Origin of the sequence: Hwangdonia sp., assembly GCF_048381975.1 — a bacterium.
Lineage (GTDB): Bacteria > Bacteroidota > Bacteroidia > Flavobacteriales > Flavobacteriaceae > Hwangdonia > Hwangdonia seohaensis.
Genome location: NZ_JBLWYT010000004.1, coordinates 186,216 through 202,679, shown reverse-complemented (window position 1 = coordinate 202,679; position 16,464 = coordinate 186,216). Strand labels below are relative to the sequence as shown.

19 protein-coding genes are annotated in these 16,464 nt (G+C 36.8%); 15 read left to right on the top strand and 4 right to left on the bottom strand.

The features are described from left to right. The first annotated feature begins 14 nt into the window (after window positions 1-14). The 14 genes from ACN5J7_RS09065 (at window position 15) to ACN5J7_RS09000 (ending at window position 9,945) form a co-directional block, all read left to right on the top strand. On the top strand, window positions 15-1,304 hold the full coding sequence (locus tag ACN5J7_RS09065) for a serine hydrolase domain-containing protein (RefSeq protein WP_418603661.1): 1,290 nt from the start codon (window positions 15-17) through the stop codon (window positions 1,302-1,304). 46 nt (window positions 1,305-1,350) lie between these two features. Further along, the gene (locus tag ACN5J7_RS09060) at window positions 1,351-2,469 is read left to right on the top strand and encodes a CNNM domain-containing protein (protein ID WP_418603660.1); all 1,119 of its coding nucleotides are present in this window, start codon (window positions 1,351-1,353) and stop codon (window positions 2,467-2,469) included. 84 nt (window positions 2,470-2,553) lie between these two features. After that, entirely contained in the window at window positions 2,554-3,036 is a 483-nt protein-coding gene (locus ACN5J7_RS09055; protein WP_418603659.1) for a methylated-DNA--[protein]-cysteine S-methyltransferase, read from the top strand. A 53-nt stretch (window positions 3,037-3,089) separates the two neighbouring features. Then, a complete protein-coding gene (locus ACN5J7_RS09050; RefSeq protein ID WP_418603658.1) occupies window positions 3,090-4,247 on the top strand; it encodes a serine hydrolase domain-containing protein in 1,158 nt (385 codons plus the stop codon). Next, window positions 4,237-4,950: a 3'-5' exonuclease gene (locus tag ACN5J7_RS09045; protein WP_418603657.1), complete on the top strand. Its 714-nt coding sequence runs from the start codon at window positions 4,237-4,239 to the stop codon at window positions 4,948-4,950. The genes ACN5J7_RS09050 and ACN5J7_RS09045 overlap by 11 nt, the downstream gene beginning before the upstream one ends. Before the next feature lie 22 nt (window positions 4,951-4,972). Then, window positions 4,973-5,383, top strand: a complete 411-nt coding sequence (locus tag ACN5J7_RS09040; protein ID WP_418603656.1) for a response regulator transcription factor — start codon at window positions 4,973-4,975, stop codon at window positions 5,381-5,383. 77 nt (window positions 5,384-5,460) lie between these two features. Beyond that, a complete protein-coding gene (locus ACN5J7_RS09035) occupies window positions 5,461-5,832 on the top strand; it encodes a VOC family protein (protein WP_418603655.1) in 372 nt (123 codons plus the stop codon). Window positions 5,833-5,996: 164 nt separating this feature from the next. Next, window positions 5,997-6,458: a DUF4199 domain-containing protein gene (locus tag ACN5J7_RS09030; protein WP_418603654.1), complete on the top strand. Its 462-nt coding sequence runs from the start codon at window positions 5,997-5,999 to the stop codon at window positions 6,456-6,458. A gap of 5 nt (window positions 6,459-6,463) precedes the next feature. Beyond that, window positions 6,464-6,928, top strand: a complete 465-nt coding sequence (locus tag ACN5J7_RS09025; protein WP_418603653.1) for a DUF1801 domain-containing protein — start codon at window positions 6,464-6,466, stop codon at window positions 6,926-6,928. Next, a complete protein-coding gene (locus tag ACN5J7_RS09020) occupies window positions 6,925-7,311 on the top strand; it encodes a VOC family protein (RefSeq protein WP_418603652.1) in 387 nt (128 codons plus the stop codon). The genes ACN5J7_RS09025 and ACN5J7_RS09020 overlap by 4 nt, the downstream gene beginning before the upstream one ends. Before the next feature lie 157 nt (window positions 7,312-7,468). Beyond that, entirely contained in the window at window positions 7,469-8,233 is a 765-nt protein-coding gene (locus ACN5J7_RS09015) for a TSUP family transporter (protein WP_418603651.1), read from the top strand. Between the two features lie 118 nt (window positions 8,234-8,351). Continuing rightward, window positions 8,352-8,813 carry an NINE protein gene (locus tag ACN5J7_RS09010; protein WP_311935490.1) on the top strand — a complete coding sequence of 154 codons (462 nt, stop codon included), beginning with the start codon at window positions 8,352-8,354 and terminating at the stop codon, window positions 8,811-8,813. Window positions 8,814-8,994: 181 nt separating this feature from the next. Further along, window positions 8,995-9,318, top strand: coding sequence for a metalloregulator ArsR/SmtB family transcription factor (locus ACN5J7_RS09005; protein ID WP_311937466.1), 324 nt, complete (start codon window positions 8,995-8,997; stop codon window positions 9,316-9,318). A gap of 105 nt (window positions 9,319-9,423) precedes the next feature. Next, entirely contained in the window at window positions 9,424-9,945 is a 522-nt protein-coding gene (locus ACN5J7_RS09000; protein ID WP_311935488.1) for a DUF6428 family protein, read from the top strand. Between the two features lie 131 nt (window positions 9,946-10,076). On the opposite strand, the gene ACN5J7_RS08995 is transcribed toward ACN5J7_RS09000, so the two are convergent. Genes ACN5J7_RS08995 through ACN5J7_RS08985 form a run of 3 tightly spaced genes read right to left on the bottom strand, consistent with a single transcriptional unit; the run spans window position 10,077 to window position 13,685 of the window. Next, window positions 10,077-11,906 (bottom strand): lysophospholipid acyltransferase family protein, encoded by a 1,830-nt coding sequence (locus ACN5J7_RS08995; RefSeq protein ID WP_311935486.1) that lies wholly within the window; start codon window positions 11,904-11,906, stop codon window positions 10,077-10,079. Between the two features lie 22 nt (window positions 11,907-11,928). Continuing rightward, a complete protein-coding gene (locus ACN5J7_RS08990; protein WP_418603650.1) occupies window positions 11,929-13,179 on the bottom strand; it encodes an aspartate kinase in 1,251 nt (416 codons plus the stop codon). A 23-nt stretch (window positions 13,180-13,202) separates the two neighbouring features. Further along, complete coding sequence (locus tag ACN5J7_RS08985; RefSeq protein ID WP_418603649.1) at window positions 13,203-13,685, bottom strand: N-acetyltransferase family protein; 483 nt, start codon at window positions 13,683-13,685, stop codon at window positions 13,203-13,205. A gap of 120 nt (window positions 13,686-13,805) precedes the next feature. Between ACN5J7_RS08985 and fbp the strand changes: the two genes are divergently transcribed. Continuing rightward, complete coding sequence (fbp, locus tag ACN5J7_RS08980; protein WP_311935481.1) at window positions 13,806-14,813, top strand: class 1 fructose-bisphosphatase; 1,008 nt, start codon at window positions 13,806-13,808, stop codon at window positions 14,811-14,813. 184 nt (window positions 14,814-14,997) lie between these two features. Here fbp and ACN5J7_RS08975 read toward each other — a convergent pair whose 3' ends face one another. Next, window positions 14,998-16,464, bottom strand: coding sequence for a glutamate synthase subunit beta (locus ACN5J7_RS08975; protein WP_418603648.1), 1,467 nt, complete (start codon window positions 16,462-16,464; stop codon window positions 14,998-15,000).

Genomic DNA, 16,464 nt, shown 5'->3' with positions numbered 1-16,464 from the left:
TAATTTATTTTCATATGATTCGTTTTAAAATTTTATCGCTGTGCTGCTTTTTATTTGGCATGCAATCAATAAACGCGCAATTAAGCTACGATACGCCAGAATCTGTTGGGCTCGATTCAATTTATATAAAAACGAATGTCGACTCTATAATGCGCGATGCCATTATTCAAAAAGCATTCCCAGGTGCACAACTGCTGGTTGCCAAACAAGGTAATATCATATTCCATGAAGCTTACGGGTTTCATACCTACGACAGCATTCAAAAAGTAAATTTAAACGATGTTTACGATTTAGCATCGGTTACCAAAATAGCAGGCCCATTACCGGCTTTAATGAAGCTTTACGAAACGGGTAAGCTAGATTTAGATGCGCATTTTAGCACCTATTGGAAAGACTGGAAACATAAAAAGGATAAAAAAGATATTACGCTCAGGGAGCTGTTGGCGCATCAATCGGGGATAAAGCCTTATATCGTTTTTTTAGCTGAGGTTTATAAAAACGGTAAAGTGAAAAAGCGATTCATTAAAACCGAAAAAAGCAAACGTTTTTCAAGCCAATATTACAGCGATATGTATGTGAAAAACAGGTTCAAAAATAAAATCTACCGACACATAAAACGGGTTAAGGCCGATGGAAAAAAAGAGTATTTGTACTCGGGTGTTGCCTCATTGATTTATCCGCAAATAATAGAAGACATTACGGGCGTGCCTTACACAACATATCTTCAAGATAATTTTTACAAACCGTTGGGTTGCACGACGCTTGGGTATCTTCCAAAAGAGAAAAACTTTAAAAACGCTATTGTTCCCACAGAAATCGATACGGTGTTTAGAAAAACATTGGTAAACGGTTGGGTGCACGACGATAATGCGGCGCTTTTAGGCGGTATTTCCGGTAATGCGGGCTTGTTTGGTAGCGCAACCGATTTGGCTAAATTTATGCAAATGCTGGTGCAAAACGGCACTTATGCCAACAAACAGTATTTTAAACCCGAAACCGTAAAGGAGTTTACCCGAATTCAATACCCGGAAAATAACAACCGCCGAGGCCTTGGGTTCGATAAGCCATTAATTGGTAACGATACGCTGAATATTAAAGAAGCTTATCCTGCGCCACAAGTAAGTCCAGAAAGCTTTGGTCACGCCGGTTTTACGGGTACTTTTGTTTGGGCAGACCCTAAAAACGAGCTTGTTTTTGTATTTCTTTCCAATCGGGTTTATCCAAGCCGAACACATCGAAATATTTACACTTTAAATATAAGGCCCAAATTGCAACAATTATTTTATACAGCTATAAAAGATTAAACCAAAACTCATAAATTATTAGTACTTTAGACCTTTAATTTATCTTATGGGATTACTTCTGTTTTACGCTTTTATTTCGGTGTTTTTTTCGTTTTTATGCTCCATTTTAGAGGCTGTTCTATTAAGCGTTACGCCAACATTTATTAATGTAAAAAAGCAAGAGGGTAAAGATTATGCTTTTGCTTTAGAGGCCTTAAAAAAAGATGTAGACAGACCGTTAATTGCCATTCTTACCCTAAATACCATTGCGCACACCGTAGGTGCAATTTTGGTTGGGGTGCAAGCAAAAGCGGCTTATGCCGAAATATACGGTTCGGAAACAAAATCCATTTTTGGCTTTACATTTACCGAAGATTTAATGGTTGGTATAGTTTCTACAATCATGACGATTTTAATATTAGTGGCTTCAGAAATAATACCAAAAACCATTGGTGCAACCTATTGGAAATCATTAGTTAATTTTACCACCAAAGCCTTAAGGGTTTTAATATTTCCTTTAAAATATACAGGCCTACTTTGGTTGCTCCAACTCACCACAAAATTAATTGGAGGCAAAGGACACGGTAGTATTTTAAGTCGGGAAGGGTTTATTGTTATGACCGATATGGCACACGAAGAAGGCGTTTTTCATGAGTCTGAAAGCAAAGTCATTAAAAACCTGTTGACCTTTAAAGAAATTAAGGCCAAGGATGTGATGACGCCGCGAACGGTAATGAAAACCGAAAACGGAAACACCACGGTTGAAGATTTTTTCAATCAGAATTTAAACCTTCGTTTTTCACGGGTTCCCATATTTATTGATACCGAAGACAATATAAAAGGTTTGGTATTAAAGGACGATGTGTTTAAGGAAATGGCGCTTGGAAATGGCCATAAAAAGCTTTACGAACTTAAAAGAAGTATCATTGTTGTTACCCGAAACATGGCTATTCCAACCCTGTTTGAAGAGCTTGTGGAAACCCGAAACCACATGGCTTTGGTAGTTGATGAATACGGTACCGTAAGCGGATTGGTAACCATGGAAGATGTTATTGAAACCTTATTGGGTCTGGAAATTATGGACGAAAGCGATAACGTATCCGATTTACAAGTACAAGCCAGAAAAAATTGGGAAGCCCGAGCCAAAAAACTAGGTATTTTAGACGATATGAATACCGGGAGTTAAGGAAACATGCGTACTTAAAACTCGAATTGAAAATATATTTAAAATGAATGTAGCATCTGACAATTATAAAATAAAATTAATCAGATGAAAAGTTGCATCATCAAATCGCCTTTAGGATACACTAAAATAGTTGGTGACCAGGATGGTATTACTTCGGTTACAGTTCTAAATAATAAAGATTCAGAAGAAAAAATCACCGATATTATTCCTGTCGAATTAGAAGATTGCGTTATTCAGCTTAATGAATATTTTGAAGGGTCTCGAAAGCAATTCGATTTAAACCTCAACCCAAAAGGCACCGATTTTCAACGGAAAGTTTGGAAAGCATTAGAGCAAATTCCTTACGGCAAAACCCTTTCATATTTAAACTTGTCAAAACAATTGGGCGATGTAAAAGCCATTCGCGCCGTTGCCAATGCCAACGGCAAAAACCCACTCTGGATTATTGTTCCGTGTCATCGTGTTATTGGTAGCGACGGTAGTTTAACCGGTTACGCTGGCGGTTTACACCGAAAAAAATGGCTGTTGGAGCACGAAAGCCCATATAAACAACAATCGCTGTTTTAGTTATCTGAAAACATAAAATTTTTCCTATATTTATTTCAACTAAAATTCTTAAAATGAAATTCTTGAAAAAATTCTTAAAATGGATAGTCATCCTATTTGGTTTATTAGTAATCGTACTTTATGCCACCGATACCGATTATTTGCTTAAAGCGGTTAGAACCATTTATCTTACCGGACATTCTACAGCTTATTTAGAAGATTATAAAAAATTTGACAATCAAGTGGTTGAAAACGGCACACCTCAGCCCTGGCCAAATCATAAAAATTACAATTCCGTTCAAGAGTCGGAAGGCTTAAAACAAATCAATAAAACGAATGGAACCATTGCTTATGTGATTATAAAAAACGACAGCATTTGGTTTGAAAATTATTACGATGGTTTTAATGAAAACTCTAAAACCAACTCGTTTTCCATGGCTAAAAGCTATGTGTCCGGACTTATGGGAAAAGCCATTCAAGAAGGTTATATTACAAGTTTAGACCAACCGGTTAGCGATTTTATCCCGGAATTTGGCGAAGGATTGGCCGCTAAAATGACGGTTGGCGATTTGTCGTCCATGGCATCTGGAACCAATTGGGACGAAAAGTACTATTCGCCATTATCCATTACAACACGTGCTTATTTTGATGACGATCTGGAAAAAGTCATGTTGGGTTTAAAAGTGGTTAGAGAACCCGGAACATCCTATAAATACGCCAGTGGCGATACCCAAATGCTTGCCATGGTTATTGAAAAAGCAACGGGAAAAAAAATGTACAACTACCTAACCGAAAGTTTCTGGAAACCTTTGGGAAGCGAAAACCCAACCCTGTGGCAAGTGGATAGCGAAGACCACGACTTGGTAAAAGCTTATTGCTGCATTGCCAGTAACGCCAAGGATTTTGCCCGTTTTGGAAAACTATATAAAGACCACGGAAAATGGAACGGACAACAACTATTGGATTCTGCTTTTGTGGCAAAATCCTTAAAACCGCGTTTTCCTGAAAGTCCAGAATACGGTTATGGCTGGTGGCTAAAAAGCATTGGCGACAAACATTTTTTTATGATGCGCGGGCACCTTGGGCAATACGTTTTTGTTGAGCCTAACGACAACATTATCATTGTAAGATTAGGGCACTCCAAAGGCGCAGGGGATGCCATTGCAACATTTACGGACGATATTACCACTTATATTGAAGAAGCCTATAACATGCTAGGTTATGATCTCTAAACTAAACTTAGAAAACATCTTATTTCTGGACATAGAAACCGTACCGGAGGTTCAGCGTTTCTCTGATTTAGACGACACCAAACAAGCGCTTTGGGAACAAAAATCTCAGTACCAACGCAAAGACGATTTTACCGCGGAAGAATTTTACGAGCGTGCCGGAATTTGGGCAGAGTTTGGCAAAATAGTGTGTATTTCGGTGGGTTATTTTACACATCAAGGCGATAGCAGAACATTTAGAGTCACGTCTTTTTACGGTGATGAAATTAAAATTCTTAAAGATTTTAAAAACCTTTTAATTTCTCATTTTAGCGAAACCAAACACTTGCTTTGTGCGCACAATGGTAAGGAATTCGACTTTCCGTACATCGCACGACGTATGATAATCCACAACATCGAGTTGCCGTACAAACTGAATCTGTTCGGCAAAAAACCATGGGAAGTGCCGCATTTAGACACACTTGAGCTCTGGAAATTTGGCGATTACAAAACCTATACCTCTTTAAAATTACTGACCAATGTTTTGGGCATCCCTTCGCCAAAAGATGATATTGACGGTAGCGAAGTCTATCGGGTGTATTATGAAGAAAACGACATAGACCGCATTATTATTTATTGCGAAAAAGATACCATTGCCGTGGCCCAAATATTTTTAAGGTTACGCGGCGATGCGCTTTTGAGTGATGATGAAATTATTCATATTTAAATAGGATTTTCAAAGGTTGTAGATGAAAAAAACCATTGTCATATTTGCACTTCTAATTTTGGCATTGTTGTTAGTGTTTCAAATTGGTAAATACGCCATGGTTTCAGGAGATTTAAAAACAGAAATAGTAGTTGCCGGTATCGCCATTGTTTTCTTTTTTGTTGGAATTTACATAAACAAAAAAAGCCTTCACAAACAAAACGCACCTTTAATAGAAATCAATCACAAGAAAATTGATGCATTGGGAATTACCAATCGCGAATACGAAGTTTTACAACACATTTCCTTAGGCTTATCCAATAAAGAAATAGCCGATACCTTATACGTTTCAGAAAGCACTATAAAATCGCACGTTTCAAATTTACTGGTAAAATTAAATGCAAAACGGCGTACCCAAGCAATACAGATAGCGAAAAAATTGCAGATTATTTAAAATTCGTACTTTAGTATGAATTCTAAAAAAGGGGTTTAAACTACTTTTAAGGCGATATTAATATTAAAATAAAATTTATGGAATTAGGAGCATTTTCTGCAAGCTTAAATGTGAAAGACATTAATAAATCTAAATCATTTTATGAAGCATTGGGGTTTTCTGTTTTTGCCGGCGACATTGAAATTAATTATTTAATCATGAAAAACGGCAATGCTTTAATTGGTCTTTTTCAAGGCATGTTTGAAAACAACATTTTAACTTTTAATCCTGGTTGGGACGAGAGTGCAAACAAATTGGAGGGGTTTACCGATGTTCGCGAGATTCAAAAACACCTAAAAAGCAAATCCATTGAACTGGAAAGAGAGGCCGATGAAAACACCGAAGGTCCTGCAAGTATTGTGCTGTTCGATCCCGATGGCAACACCATTCTTATCGATCAGCATGTTTAACCCATACATCACAAAATGAAACGAACATGAATTTTTTTAATCAAAAAATACACACAGTGTTATGATTAAAACAAATTCATGAGAGAACGAGTGTAGCGAGTGGTTACATCAGTTCTTAAATTTTTTAAATAACTTATTTACAGTAAGTTAAAAATTTTAAACAGATGAAAACGACAATAATTAGATACGGACTTTTTGGAGGCATAACGGGGTTTGTCATTTTTTTATCGCATTTAACATTCGCAAAACATTTAAGCTTTGACACCTTAGAAATATTAGGTTATATTTCAATATTCATTTCATTGTCATTCATTTATTTTGCGATAAAACACTACAGAGATCATGTAAATCAAGGGGTTATTACATTAGGAAAAGCGATAACCGTTGGCTTGCTGATTTCGGTTTTAGTGGGAATAGGCATTGGGCTTGCCGATTTTATTTACACCAAATTTTTAAACCCTAATTTTTTTGAGGATTACGCGCAAATGCTAATCGACCAAGGAAGAGGCGATGAGGTTATCGAAATAACAAGCGTCATGGGAGCATTGTTTATGCTGGCATTGGTAACCGTGATTGGGTTTATTATTTCGTTAATTTCCGGATTGATATTACATCGTAAAAATTAAGAATTATGCAATCAAAAGCAACCACACCACAACAGTATTTAAACGAACTTCCAGAAGAAAGAAAAGAAGTTATTGAAAAATTAAGACAGCAAATTTTAAGCAACCTTCCCAAAGGCGTGGAAGAACAAATGAGCTATGGTATGCTGGGTTATGTTATACCACATTCGGTATATCCAGATGGTTATCATTGCGATACCAGTTTGCCTTTGCCGTTTATGAGTTTAGCATCGCAAAAAAACTTTATAGCCGTTTACAGCATGGTTATTTATGCAAAAAAGGACATTTACGATTGGTTTACAAAAGAATATGCCAAACGCTGTAAGTATAAATTGGATATGGGCAAGAGTTGTATTAGATTAAAAAAAATAAACGATATCCCGTATGAACTTATTGGGGAATTAACCGCGAAAATGAGTACCGACGAATGGATTCAACTGTACGAAGACGCGATAAAAAACAGAAAAAAATGAAAAAACGAGTAACAGGAATAGGCGGGTTGTTTTTTAAAACCAAAGACCCAAAAGCATCTAGGGATTGGTACAAAAAACACTTAGGTTTTAATACCGATGATTATGGCTGCACCTTTTGGTGGAAGGATAAAGAGGGAAATGATTGTACAACCCAATGGAGTGCATTTGCAGAAGACACAAAGTATTACGAGCCATCAAAAAAAGACTTTATGTTTAATTACAGAGTTGAAAATTTACATGAACTTTTAAAGGTTTTAAATGAGGAAGGCGTTACTATTGTGGGCGAAGTTGAAGAATACGAATACGGAAAATTTGGCTGGATTTTAGATAACGACGGCAACAAAATAGAACTTTGGGAACCTGTAGATAGTGCTTTTTTGTAAATGCTAAAAAGTTTCTTTTAGCGAATAGATTTCCGTTGTCCCGAAGTGTCGGGGTGCATTCCCGAGTGGTCACTGAGCAAAGTCGAAGTGAAATCGGGAAACCTTTATCCGTATTTGAAAAATTCCCGTAATTTGCCTTTTTATTATTTAGACTATATTGACTTATATAGAAATACTTCAATCTTATCATCTAACTGCATTGCAATGGATAGCCATAGGTTTTGCAGTTTTTTTGTTGGGCTTATCTAAATCTGGAATTAAAGGAATTGGGATTATAATTGTTGTTATACTCGCCTTTGTTTTTGGCGAAAAAGCGTCAACGGGCATTTTGCTTCCCATGTTAATCTGTGCCGATGTTTTCGCTGTAGTTTATTACAACAGGCACGCCCAATGGCATATTATTAAAAAGCTTATCCCATGGATGATAGTTGGTGTTTTAGTGGGCGTTTGGGTAGGCAATGATATTTCCGAAGTCCTTTTTAAAAGGCTCATGGCAATAATCATAATTGCCTCGGTTATTATTATGTTTTACTCAGAAAGCAGAAAATCCAATAAAGTGCCAACCCATAAATTATTTTCAACAGGAACTGGTTTTTTAGCTGGCTTCACAACCATGATTGGTAATTTGGCAGGCCCAATTTCAAACATCTATTTTTTAGCAATGCGCTTTCCTAAAAATGAATTTATAGGTACAGCGGCGTGGTTATTTTTCATTATAAACATCTTCAAACTTCCTTTTCATATTTTTATTTGGAAAACCGTAACTTTAGAATCATTGGTTTTAAATTCGGCGTTAATCCCAGCAGTTATTATGGGGTTTTTCTTGGGCGCATATATTGTCAAGTTAATTTCAAACATAAAATACAGGCGCTTTATTTTAATTGTTACGGCAATTGGTGGTGTTATTATGTTGTTTAGATGATTTGTTATTTAAAAGTGATTTGTAACAATTAGCGTATTTTAAATACTAATAGTTTAAGAAATAGTTAATAATGCATAAATTTATTAACTTTATGGTCTAACCAAAATTATTAAATAAAATGTCCGACGAAAAAAATTTAAGCGACGACCTAAACGATATGTTAGGCGATGCTAAAGAAGGTGCAAAAAAAGCTGCCGATAAAGCAGGGGAATTTGCTGAAGATGCTAAAGAAAAAGCAAAAAAACTTGCTGAAGAAGCTAAAGAAACAGCCTCTGAGTTTACCGATAGTGCCAAAGAAACATTTGCTTCCGGTGGAGAAAACAAAAAAATATTGGCAGGAATTTTAGGTATCCTTTTTGGCGGATTGGGAGTTCATAAATTTATTTTGGGTTATAATAAAGAAGGTGGAATCCTTTTAGGAGCAACATTAATAGGTATTCTTTTATCCTGTGTTGGCGTGGGGCTTTTAATTGTTTGGGTGCCCGGTGTTGTAGGTTTTATCGAAGGTATCATTTATCTAACAAAATCTGATGAAGAGTTTTATAACACCTATCAAGTAGGAAAAAAACCTTGGTTTTAATTGAAAAGTAATTCCTCATTTTTTTAACGAGATTTCCGTTGAAATTGTCATTCCCATGAAAACGGGAATCTTAATAAATAAATCTTTAATAAGATAATTGAAACAAAAAAGCCAAAAAAAATCAATTTTGGCTTTTTTAATTAAATTTAACATCGTAATATTGCAATATATAGATAATGAAATGGGAATTACAAAATCACAGATATTTACCGAACAACAAAACGATTTAGCACAGTTCTTTAAAGTGCTTGGTCATCCTGCGCGTATAGCAATTTTGCAATATATAAGTAATCAGAACGCATGTATCTGCAACGATTTGGTTGAGGAAATCGGGTTAGCACAAGCTACTATTTCTCAGCATTTAAAAGAACTAAAAAGCATTGGTTTGCTTAATGGGGAAGTAGAAGGGAAGAGCATGTGCTATTGCATTAATGTTGACCGATGGAACGAGTTACAAAATCAATTAAATACATTTTTTAACACCACAAAATCCAATTGTTGCTGATGGACTTTAGTTGTCATTCCTGCGCTGTCAGGAATCTTCAAAATTAAAAAGAGAAAATGAATGGATTTCCTCCTTCGAGGGAATGAAAATAAAAATCACTTAATTATGAAAACACAAGAATTATTTAAAATTTTAGAACAGAACAAAGACAAATCTTTGTTATTTGAATACGCGCCAAATAAATGGGTTGGCGCCAACTACCATATTACCGAAGTAAAACATGTTACAATAGACTCTGTAGATTGCGGTGCCCAAACCGATGCTTGGAGAGAAACCATTATACAACTATGGGAAAGTCCGAAGGAAATTGGTAAAACAGAGTACATGTCGGTTTACAAAGCCATGGCCATTCTTAACAAAGTTGGTAAAATGAAACCTTATGCTTTAGAAGCCGAGGTAAAATTTGAATATAGCAATGCAACGTTTAATACAGCACAATTGTTTGTAAACGATTTCGAAATACGCAATAACGACTTAATAGTTAAATTAGCCATCGAAAAAACCGATTGTAAAGCCAAAAGTACTTGCGGTGTTCCGACTGAGCTCAACAGAACCGTTTCTGAAGAAAAGGAGCCGGTTTCAGCTACCGAAGAACCTTGTTGCACACCAAGTGGTAATTGTTGTTAAGTTTAAACGGTTTGCGACCCTACGAATGAAAACTGTTCGTTCTACCTGAATTAAAAAGCAACGCGCTTAAAACAAAATTTTTTGTAGCTGTGAAAAGTTTGTGGGGACATGCAAGGAATATTATCACTTGATTAACCCCCATTATTCTCCATAAACTTACGCTCCAATTCCGCTTGAAATTCTTCCATCACAGGGCGAACGGTGCTTTCGGGTAAGTCGGAAATTTTAATGTACATTAAGCCATCAACAGCGTTGTTAAACAGCGGATCCACATTAAAAGCCACCAATCGGGCATTTTGTTTAATGTACTTTTTAAGCAGTACGGGGAGGCGCAATGCACCGGGTTCAACCTCGTCGATAATTTTATCGAATTTGTTTAAATCGGCTTCGGTTTCATCAAAAACAAACTCTTTATCGGCATCTTTCAGTTTTACCTTAAATTCTTTTTTTGGATGCACATATTGCGCGATATACGGGTCGTAATAATGCGATTTCATAAACTCGATCATTAGCGATTTTGAGAAATTTGAAAACTGATTACTAATACTAACGCCACCAATTAAAAACTTGTGTTCGGGGTAGCGCAATGTGGTGTGCACAATACCTTTCCAAAGTAAAAACAAGGGCATGGGTTTTTGTTGATATTCCTTTATAATGAAAGCACGCCCCATTTCAATGGATTGGCTCATCATTTTATACAACTCGGGCTCAAACCGAAATAAATCCTGCAAGTAAAAACCATCTATCCCGTAGCGTTCAAAAATCTGCGAACCCAATCCCATTCTATAAGCACCGGCAATTAAATTGCTTTCGTTATCCCATAAAAACATGTGGTGGTAATAGGTATCAAAACCATCCAAATCGATAGATTCGTTGGTGCCTTCGCCCACCTCGCGGAACGTAATTTCCCGTAGGCGACCAATTTCCCTTAATATGTTCGGGATACTTTTGGCTGGCGCTAAATACACCTCGTAATTCTTACTTATTAGCAATCTGCAATCTTCGTTTTTAAGGGCTTCAACCTCAGAAATCATGGTTTCCGAATCAACTGGCGTTACTATTTTTTTAGGAACTTTTGGGGCTTTTAGCGTTGATGAAATATTATCTAAAATCTTAGATTTATCTTCAAAAGCATTGGATAGCATATACGTTTTTCGTCTTAAAAATCCAGAAAACTCATCAAGGGTTGTGTGTTCTTTTTGGTCGTTAACCGAAATGGCTTTACCAATTCGAACTTTAATAACCCGACGTTTTTGGGTTAAAAGCTCCGACGGTAATTTTGCGGTTCTAAAGGTATCGCTAATTTTAGAAAGCTTGTAAAACAACTTGCTGTTCTTGGCATGAAAATAAATAGGAACAATGGGCACTTCGGCTTTTTGCGCCAGTTTCATGGCAGCTTCCTCCCAGGGTTTATCCACCACCAATTTGCCATCGCGATAGGTTGAAACCTCTCCGGCTGGGAAAATACCAAGCGGATGCCCATCCTTTAAATGGCGAATTGCGTTTTTAAAACCGGCTATACTGGATTTGGCGTCTTTCCGGTCTTCAAAAGGATTTACAGGCATAATATACGGTTTCATCGGCTCGATGCGATGCAACAGAAAATTGGCTATAATTTTGAAATCGCTGCGTTGTTCCAGCATTAATTTTAAAAGTAAAATCCCATCAATGCCTCCAAGCGGATGATTGGATACGGTAATATAAGCACCGTCTTTTGGCAAGCGTTTTAGGTCTTCTTCGGGTATTTCAAACTTAATTTGAAATTCATCCAAAATCCCATTCAGAAATTCCAAATGGCTTAAATGCTTATTTCTATTGTATATTTTGTTGAGTGTAGATATTTTAAGCAGTTTCATTAAAACCCAACCCAAAAACGTACCAATAAACCCATACTTGTCCAATTGTATGGCTTTGGCTACTTCTTTGGCGGTTACCAATCCTGTATTTTGTTGTTTGGTCATGAGTGTAAATGTACTAAATAAACTATTTAGTTACTACTTGAATGGTTTCTTGTGTTAATTGTTTTAATAACACGGTTTTACCGGTTTCAATTTGCTTAATAGCACCATCGGTATAATGCCGAATGGTGTAAAGCGATACGTTTTTGTTGCAGGTGACTTTAAATTTTGCTTTTAAATGATGTAACAATTCTTCGAGATTGTTATAAATATTATCCACGCAAACCGAAAAGCTGATGGCCGAATTTTGAATCACATCTACCTTCATTTTATATTGGTGCAAAAGTTTGAAAATATCACTGATATTATCTTCAACAATGTACGAAAAATCTAAAGACGATAGGGAAATAAGCACTTGGTTTTTTTTAACGATAAAACAAGGAATCATAGGCTCTAAAGTGGTGTCTTTGCCAACCATGGTACCATCTTGTTCCGGATTTAAAAAGGATTTTACGTAAAGCGGAATCTCCTTTCTTTGTAAAGGCTGTAATGTTTTTGGATGAATAACCGAAGCCCCGTAAAAAGCCAATTCAATAGCTTCGCGATACGATATTTTATTAAGTAATTGTGCGTTTTCAAAATACCGTGGATCGGCGTTTAAAACACCCGGAACATCTTTCCAAATGGTTACACTTTCAGCATTTAGGCAGTACGCGTAAATGGCTGCGGTATAATCGCTGCCTTCTCTACCAAGTGTGGTTGTAAAATTATTGGCATCGCTTCCTAAAAAACCCTGTGTAATATTTAAAACGTTTTTGTTGAATTGCGCGGTAATTAAGTGTTGGGTGTCGTCCCAATTAACATGGGCACGCCTGTAATAATTATCGGTTTTTATGTGATTCCGAACATCTATCCAATTGTTTTTTATACCAATAATGTTTAAATATTCGCTGATGATTGTAGTTGAAATAAGCTCGCCAAAACCAACGGTTTGGTCGTAAATAAAGTTGTAATCTGGCGATTTATTGGTTTTTAAAAAGCTGTTTAGCTCATCGAAAAACAAGCTTATTTTTTTAAAAACAGGATGGTTTTCATTTTCAAATAAATCTAATAAAATTTGATTGTGAAACTTTTTAACCTCTTGAATTGAGCTTTGTAACTGAGCTTTATTATTAAAATAATTTTTTAAAACCAACTCCATGGCATTGGTGGTTTTGCCCATTGCCGAAACCACAATCAGGGTGTTTTTATAACCTGTTTTTTGCAGCACCTCCGCTAAGTTTTTAACACCATTGGCATCTTTAACCGATGCGCCACCAAATTTGAATACTTGCATGTTTTGAGTCCCTTAATAACGGTTTATCCTAACTTCGAAATATAATCTTTTATAGCTTGTTCGTTTAAATGCACCACACACCAATCGCGCTTAACGTCGGCACCCTTTTTCTTATAAAATGCAATGGCAGGTTCGTTCCAATCCAGCACTTCCCAATTAACGCGTTTTACACCCAATTTATAAGCGTATTTTATCACTTCATCTAAAAGTGCGGTGCCCAAACCAGAGCCTCTCATTTTCTCGCTAACAATTAAATCTTCTAAATGAATGGCTTTTCCTTTCCATGTCGAATAGCGATTATACACTAATGCGATGCCTTCAATACGGTTATTGACTTCGGCAACAAAACAGTGAAATTGCGGGTTTTCTCCATAGCCGTCTTTTTGTAATTCTTCAACAGTTACTTCAACAGCATCAGCCTCTTTTTCAAAAAGCGCCAATTCTTTTATTAAACGCAGCACTTGTGGCATATCGTGCGCTGTAGCGTTTCTTATTTTGTAAGTCATAGGGTTAAAATAAATTCAAATATAGTTTAAAGTTAAATATATAAACCCATTAATCTTTTACGAAAACGTTGTAGTTAGTTAAAAATTAATAGATATTTGCACAAACAAAAAATCGTTTTCATGACTAGAAAAAACCAAACTTTAGGAGAGTTTATTATTGAAAATCAAACATCGTTTAAGTATAGTTCGGGCGAGTTATCCCGACTTATTAATTCCATACGATTGGCGGCAAAGGTAGTAAATCACGAAGTTAATAAAGCTGGTTTAGTTGATATTATTGGTGCCGTTGGCGATACGAATATACAAGGTGAAGATCAGCAAAAATTAGATGTTTACGCGAACGAAAAATTTATACAAACCCTAACCAAAAGAAACATTGTTTGCGGTATTGCCAGTGAAGAAGAAGACGATTTTATTTCGATTAACAGTCAAGATGAAAACAACCAAAACAAATATGTGGTTTTAATCGACCCGTTAGATGGCTCTTCAAATATCGACGTTAATGTTTCGGTGGGTACTATTTTTTCAATTTACAGACGCGTAACTCCGGTGGGAACTCCGGTTACTTTAGCCGATTTTTTACAAAAAGGAAGCCAGCAAGTAGCTGCGGGGTATGTGGTTTACGGGACATCAACCATGCTAGTTTACACCACAGGAGATGGCGTAAACGGGTTTACCTTAAACCCTGCCATTGGTTCTTTTTATTTGTCGCATCCCAACATGCAATTTCCTGAAGACGGGAATATTTATTCGGTAAATGAAGGGAACTATATTCATTTTCCGCAGGGCATAAAAAACTATATCAAGTATTGCCAACAAGAAGAAGGCGACAGACCGTACACCTCGCGTTATATTGGTTCTTTGGTGTCCGATTTTCATAGAAATATGATTAAAGGCGGCATTTATTTATATCCGCAAAGCTCTAAAAACCCCAATGGGAAACTACGATTGCTTTATGAATGTAACCCTATGGCGTTTTTGGCTGAACAAGCCAACGGAAAATCGAGTGATGGTTTTATAAGAACATTGGATGTTGAGCCCACCGAATTGCACCAACGCGTGCCCTTTGTTTGCGGCAGTAAAAATATGGTTGAAAAATGTGAGGAATTTATGAGAAATTCACAATAAAAAAGAGGTTGTCTAAGAAGTCCTTTGGATTTAATTTGTCAGGTTGAGCTTGTCGAAACCGATCTTGATTGTCAATAAGTTAAAATATTTCGACAAAGCCTGTGCTGAGCGCAGTCGAAGTACTCAATATGACATAGAATTAGACTTTTTAGACAGCCGCTTTTATAGCATATATATAGATTTATTAATGCACACCAACCAAATCGCCATCGGCATTTTTAGTGGCTAAATCCGATTTGCCCATCAAATAAATATCAACTTGTCGAGCTGCTTCCCTGCCTTCAGAAATGGCCCAAACAATTAATGATTGTCCACGACGCATATCGCCAGCGGCAAATATATTCGGAATATTGGTTTGATATTTCTCATATGATGCTTTATAGTTTGAACGAGCATCTTTTTCAATACCAAGTTTATCGGCCAAAGTGCTTTCGGGTCCTGTAAACCCTAAAGCTAAAAGGGCCAAATCGCAAGGCCATATCTTTTCGGTGCCTTTAATTTCTATAAGTTTTGGGCGTTCCCCAGGAATCATTTCCCACTCGACATTTATGGTTTTTAAAGCCGTGAGTTTTCCGTTTTTATCGGTTATAAATTCTTTGGTATTAATTAGCCAGTTACGCTCAACACCTTCTTGATGAGAAGACGATGTTTTTAACTGCAAAGGCCAATAAGGCCACGGAGTAGTTGGCGAACGATGCCCCGGAGGTTTTGGCATAATCTCAAAATTCACGACCGATTTTGCGCCTTGGCGATTTGAGGTTCCCACACAATCCGAACCTGTATCGCCACCACCAATTACGATGACGTTTTTATCGGTTGCCAATACTTGATTTTCTACTTTTTTACCAAATAACACTTTGGTTTGCTGGGTTAAAAAATCCATGGCTTGCACCACGCCATCGGCATCAATACCGGGAGTTGGTAAACTGCGTCTTTCGGTTGCGCCACCACATAAAACCACAGCATCAAATGCTTTGAGTTTTTCCACATCATAGTTTACGCCAACATTGACGTTGGTTTTAAAAATGATGCCTTCGGCTTTTAAAATGGCCAATCGTCTATCGATAATTTCCTTTTCCATTTTAAAATTAGGAATTCCGTAGCGCAATAAGCCTCCAATTTCATCATCACGTTCAAAAACGGTTACGGTGTGTCCTGCTCTATTTAGTTGTTGCGCGGCAGCTAAACCAGCTGGCCCCGAGCCAACAATGGCAATGGTTTTTCCGGTTCTAACTTTTGGTGGCTGAGGTTTAATCCAGCCTTCTTTAAAGGCACGCTCAACAATATTTTTTTCGATATTTTCTATAGAAATAGGGTCTTCAATTATACCCAAAACGCAAGCTTGCTCGCATGGTGCAGGGCATAAACGTCCTGTAAATTCAGGAAAGTTATTTGTGGAATGTAGTATCCACGAGGCTTTTTGCCATTCGCCTTGATGCACCATGTGGTTAAAATCCGGGATTAAATTCCCTAATGGGCAACCACTATGGCAAAACGGAATACCACAATCCATACAGCGTGAACCTTGTTTTTTTTGTTCCTCTTCTGAAAGCGGAATTGTAAATTCCTTGTAATGTTTTACACGATCCTTTACAGGAGTGTATGTTTCGTCTTGTCTTTCAAATTCTTTAAAACCTGTTATTTTTCCCAT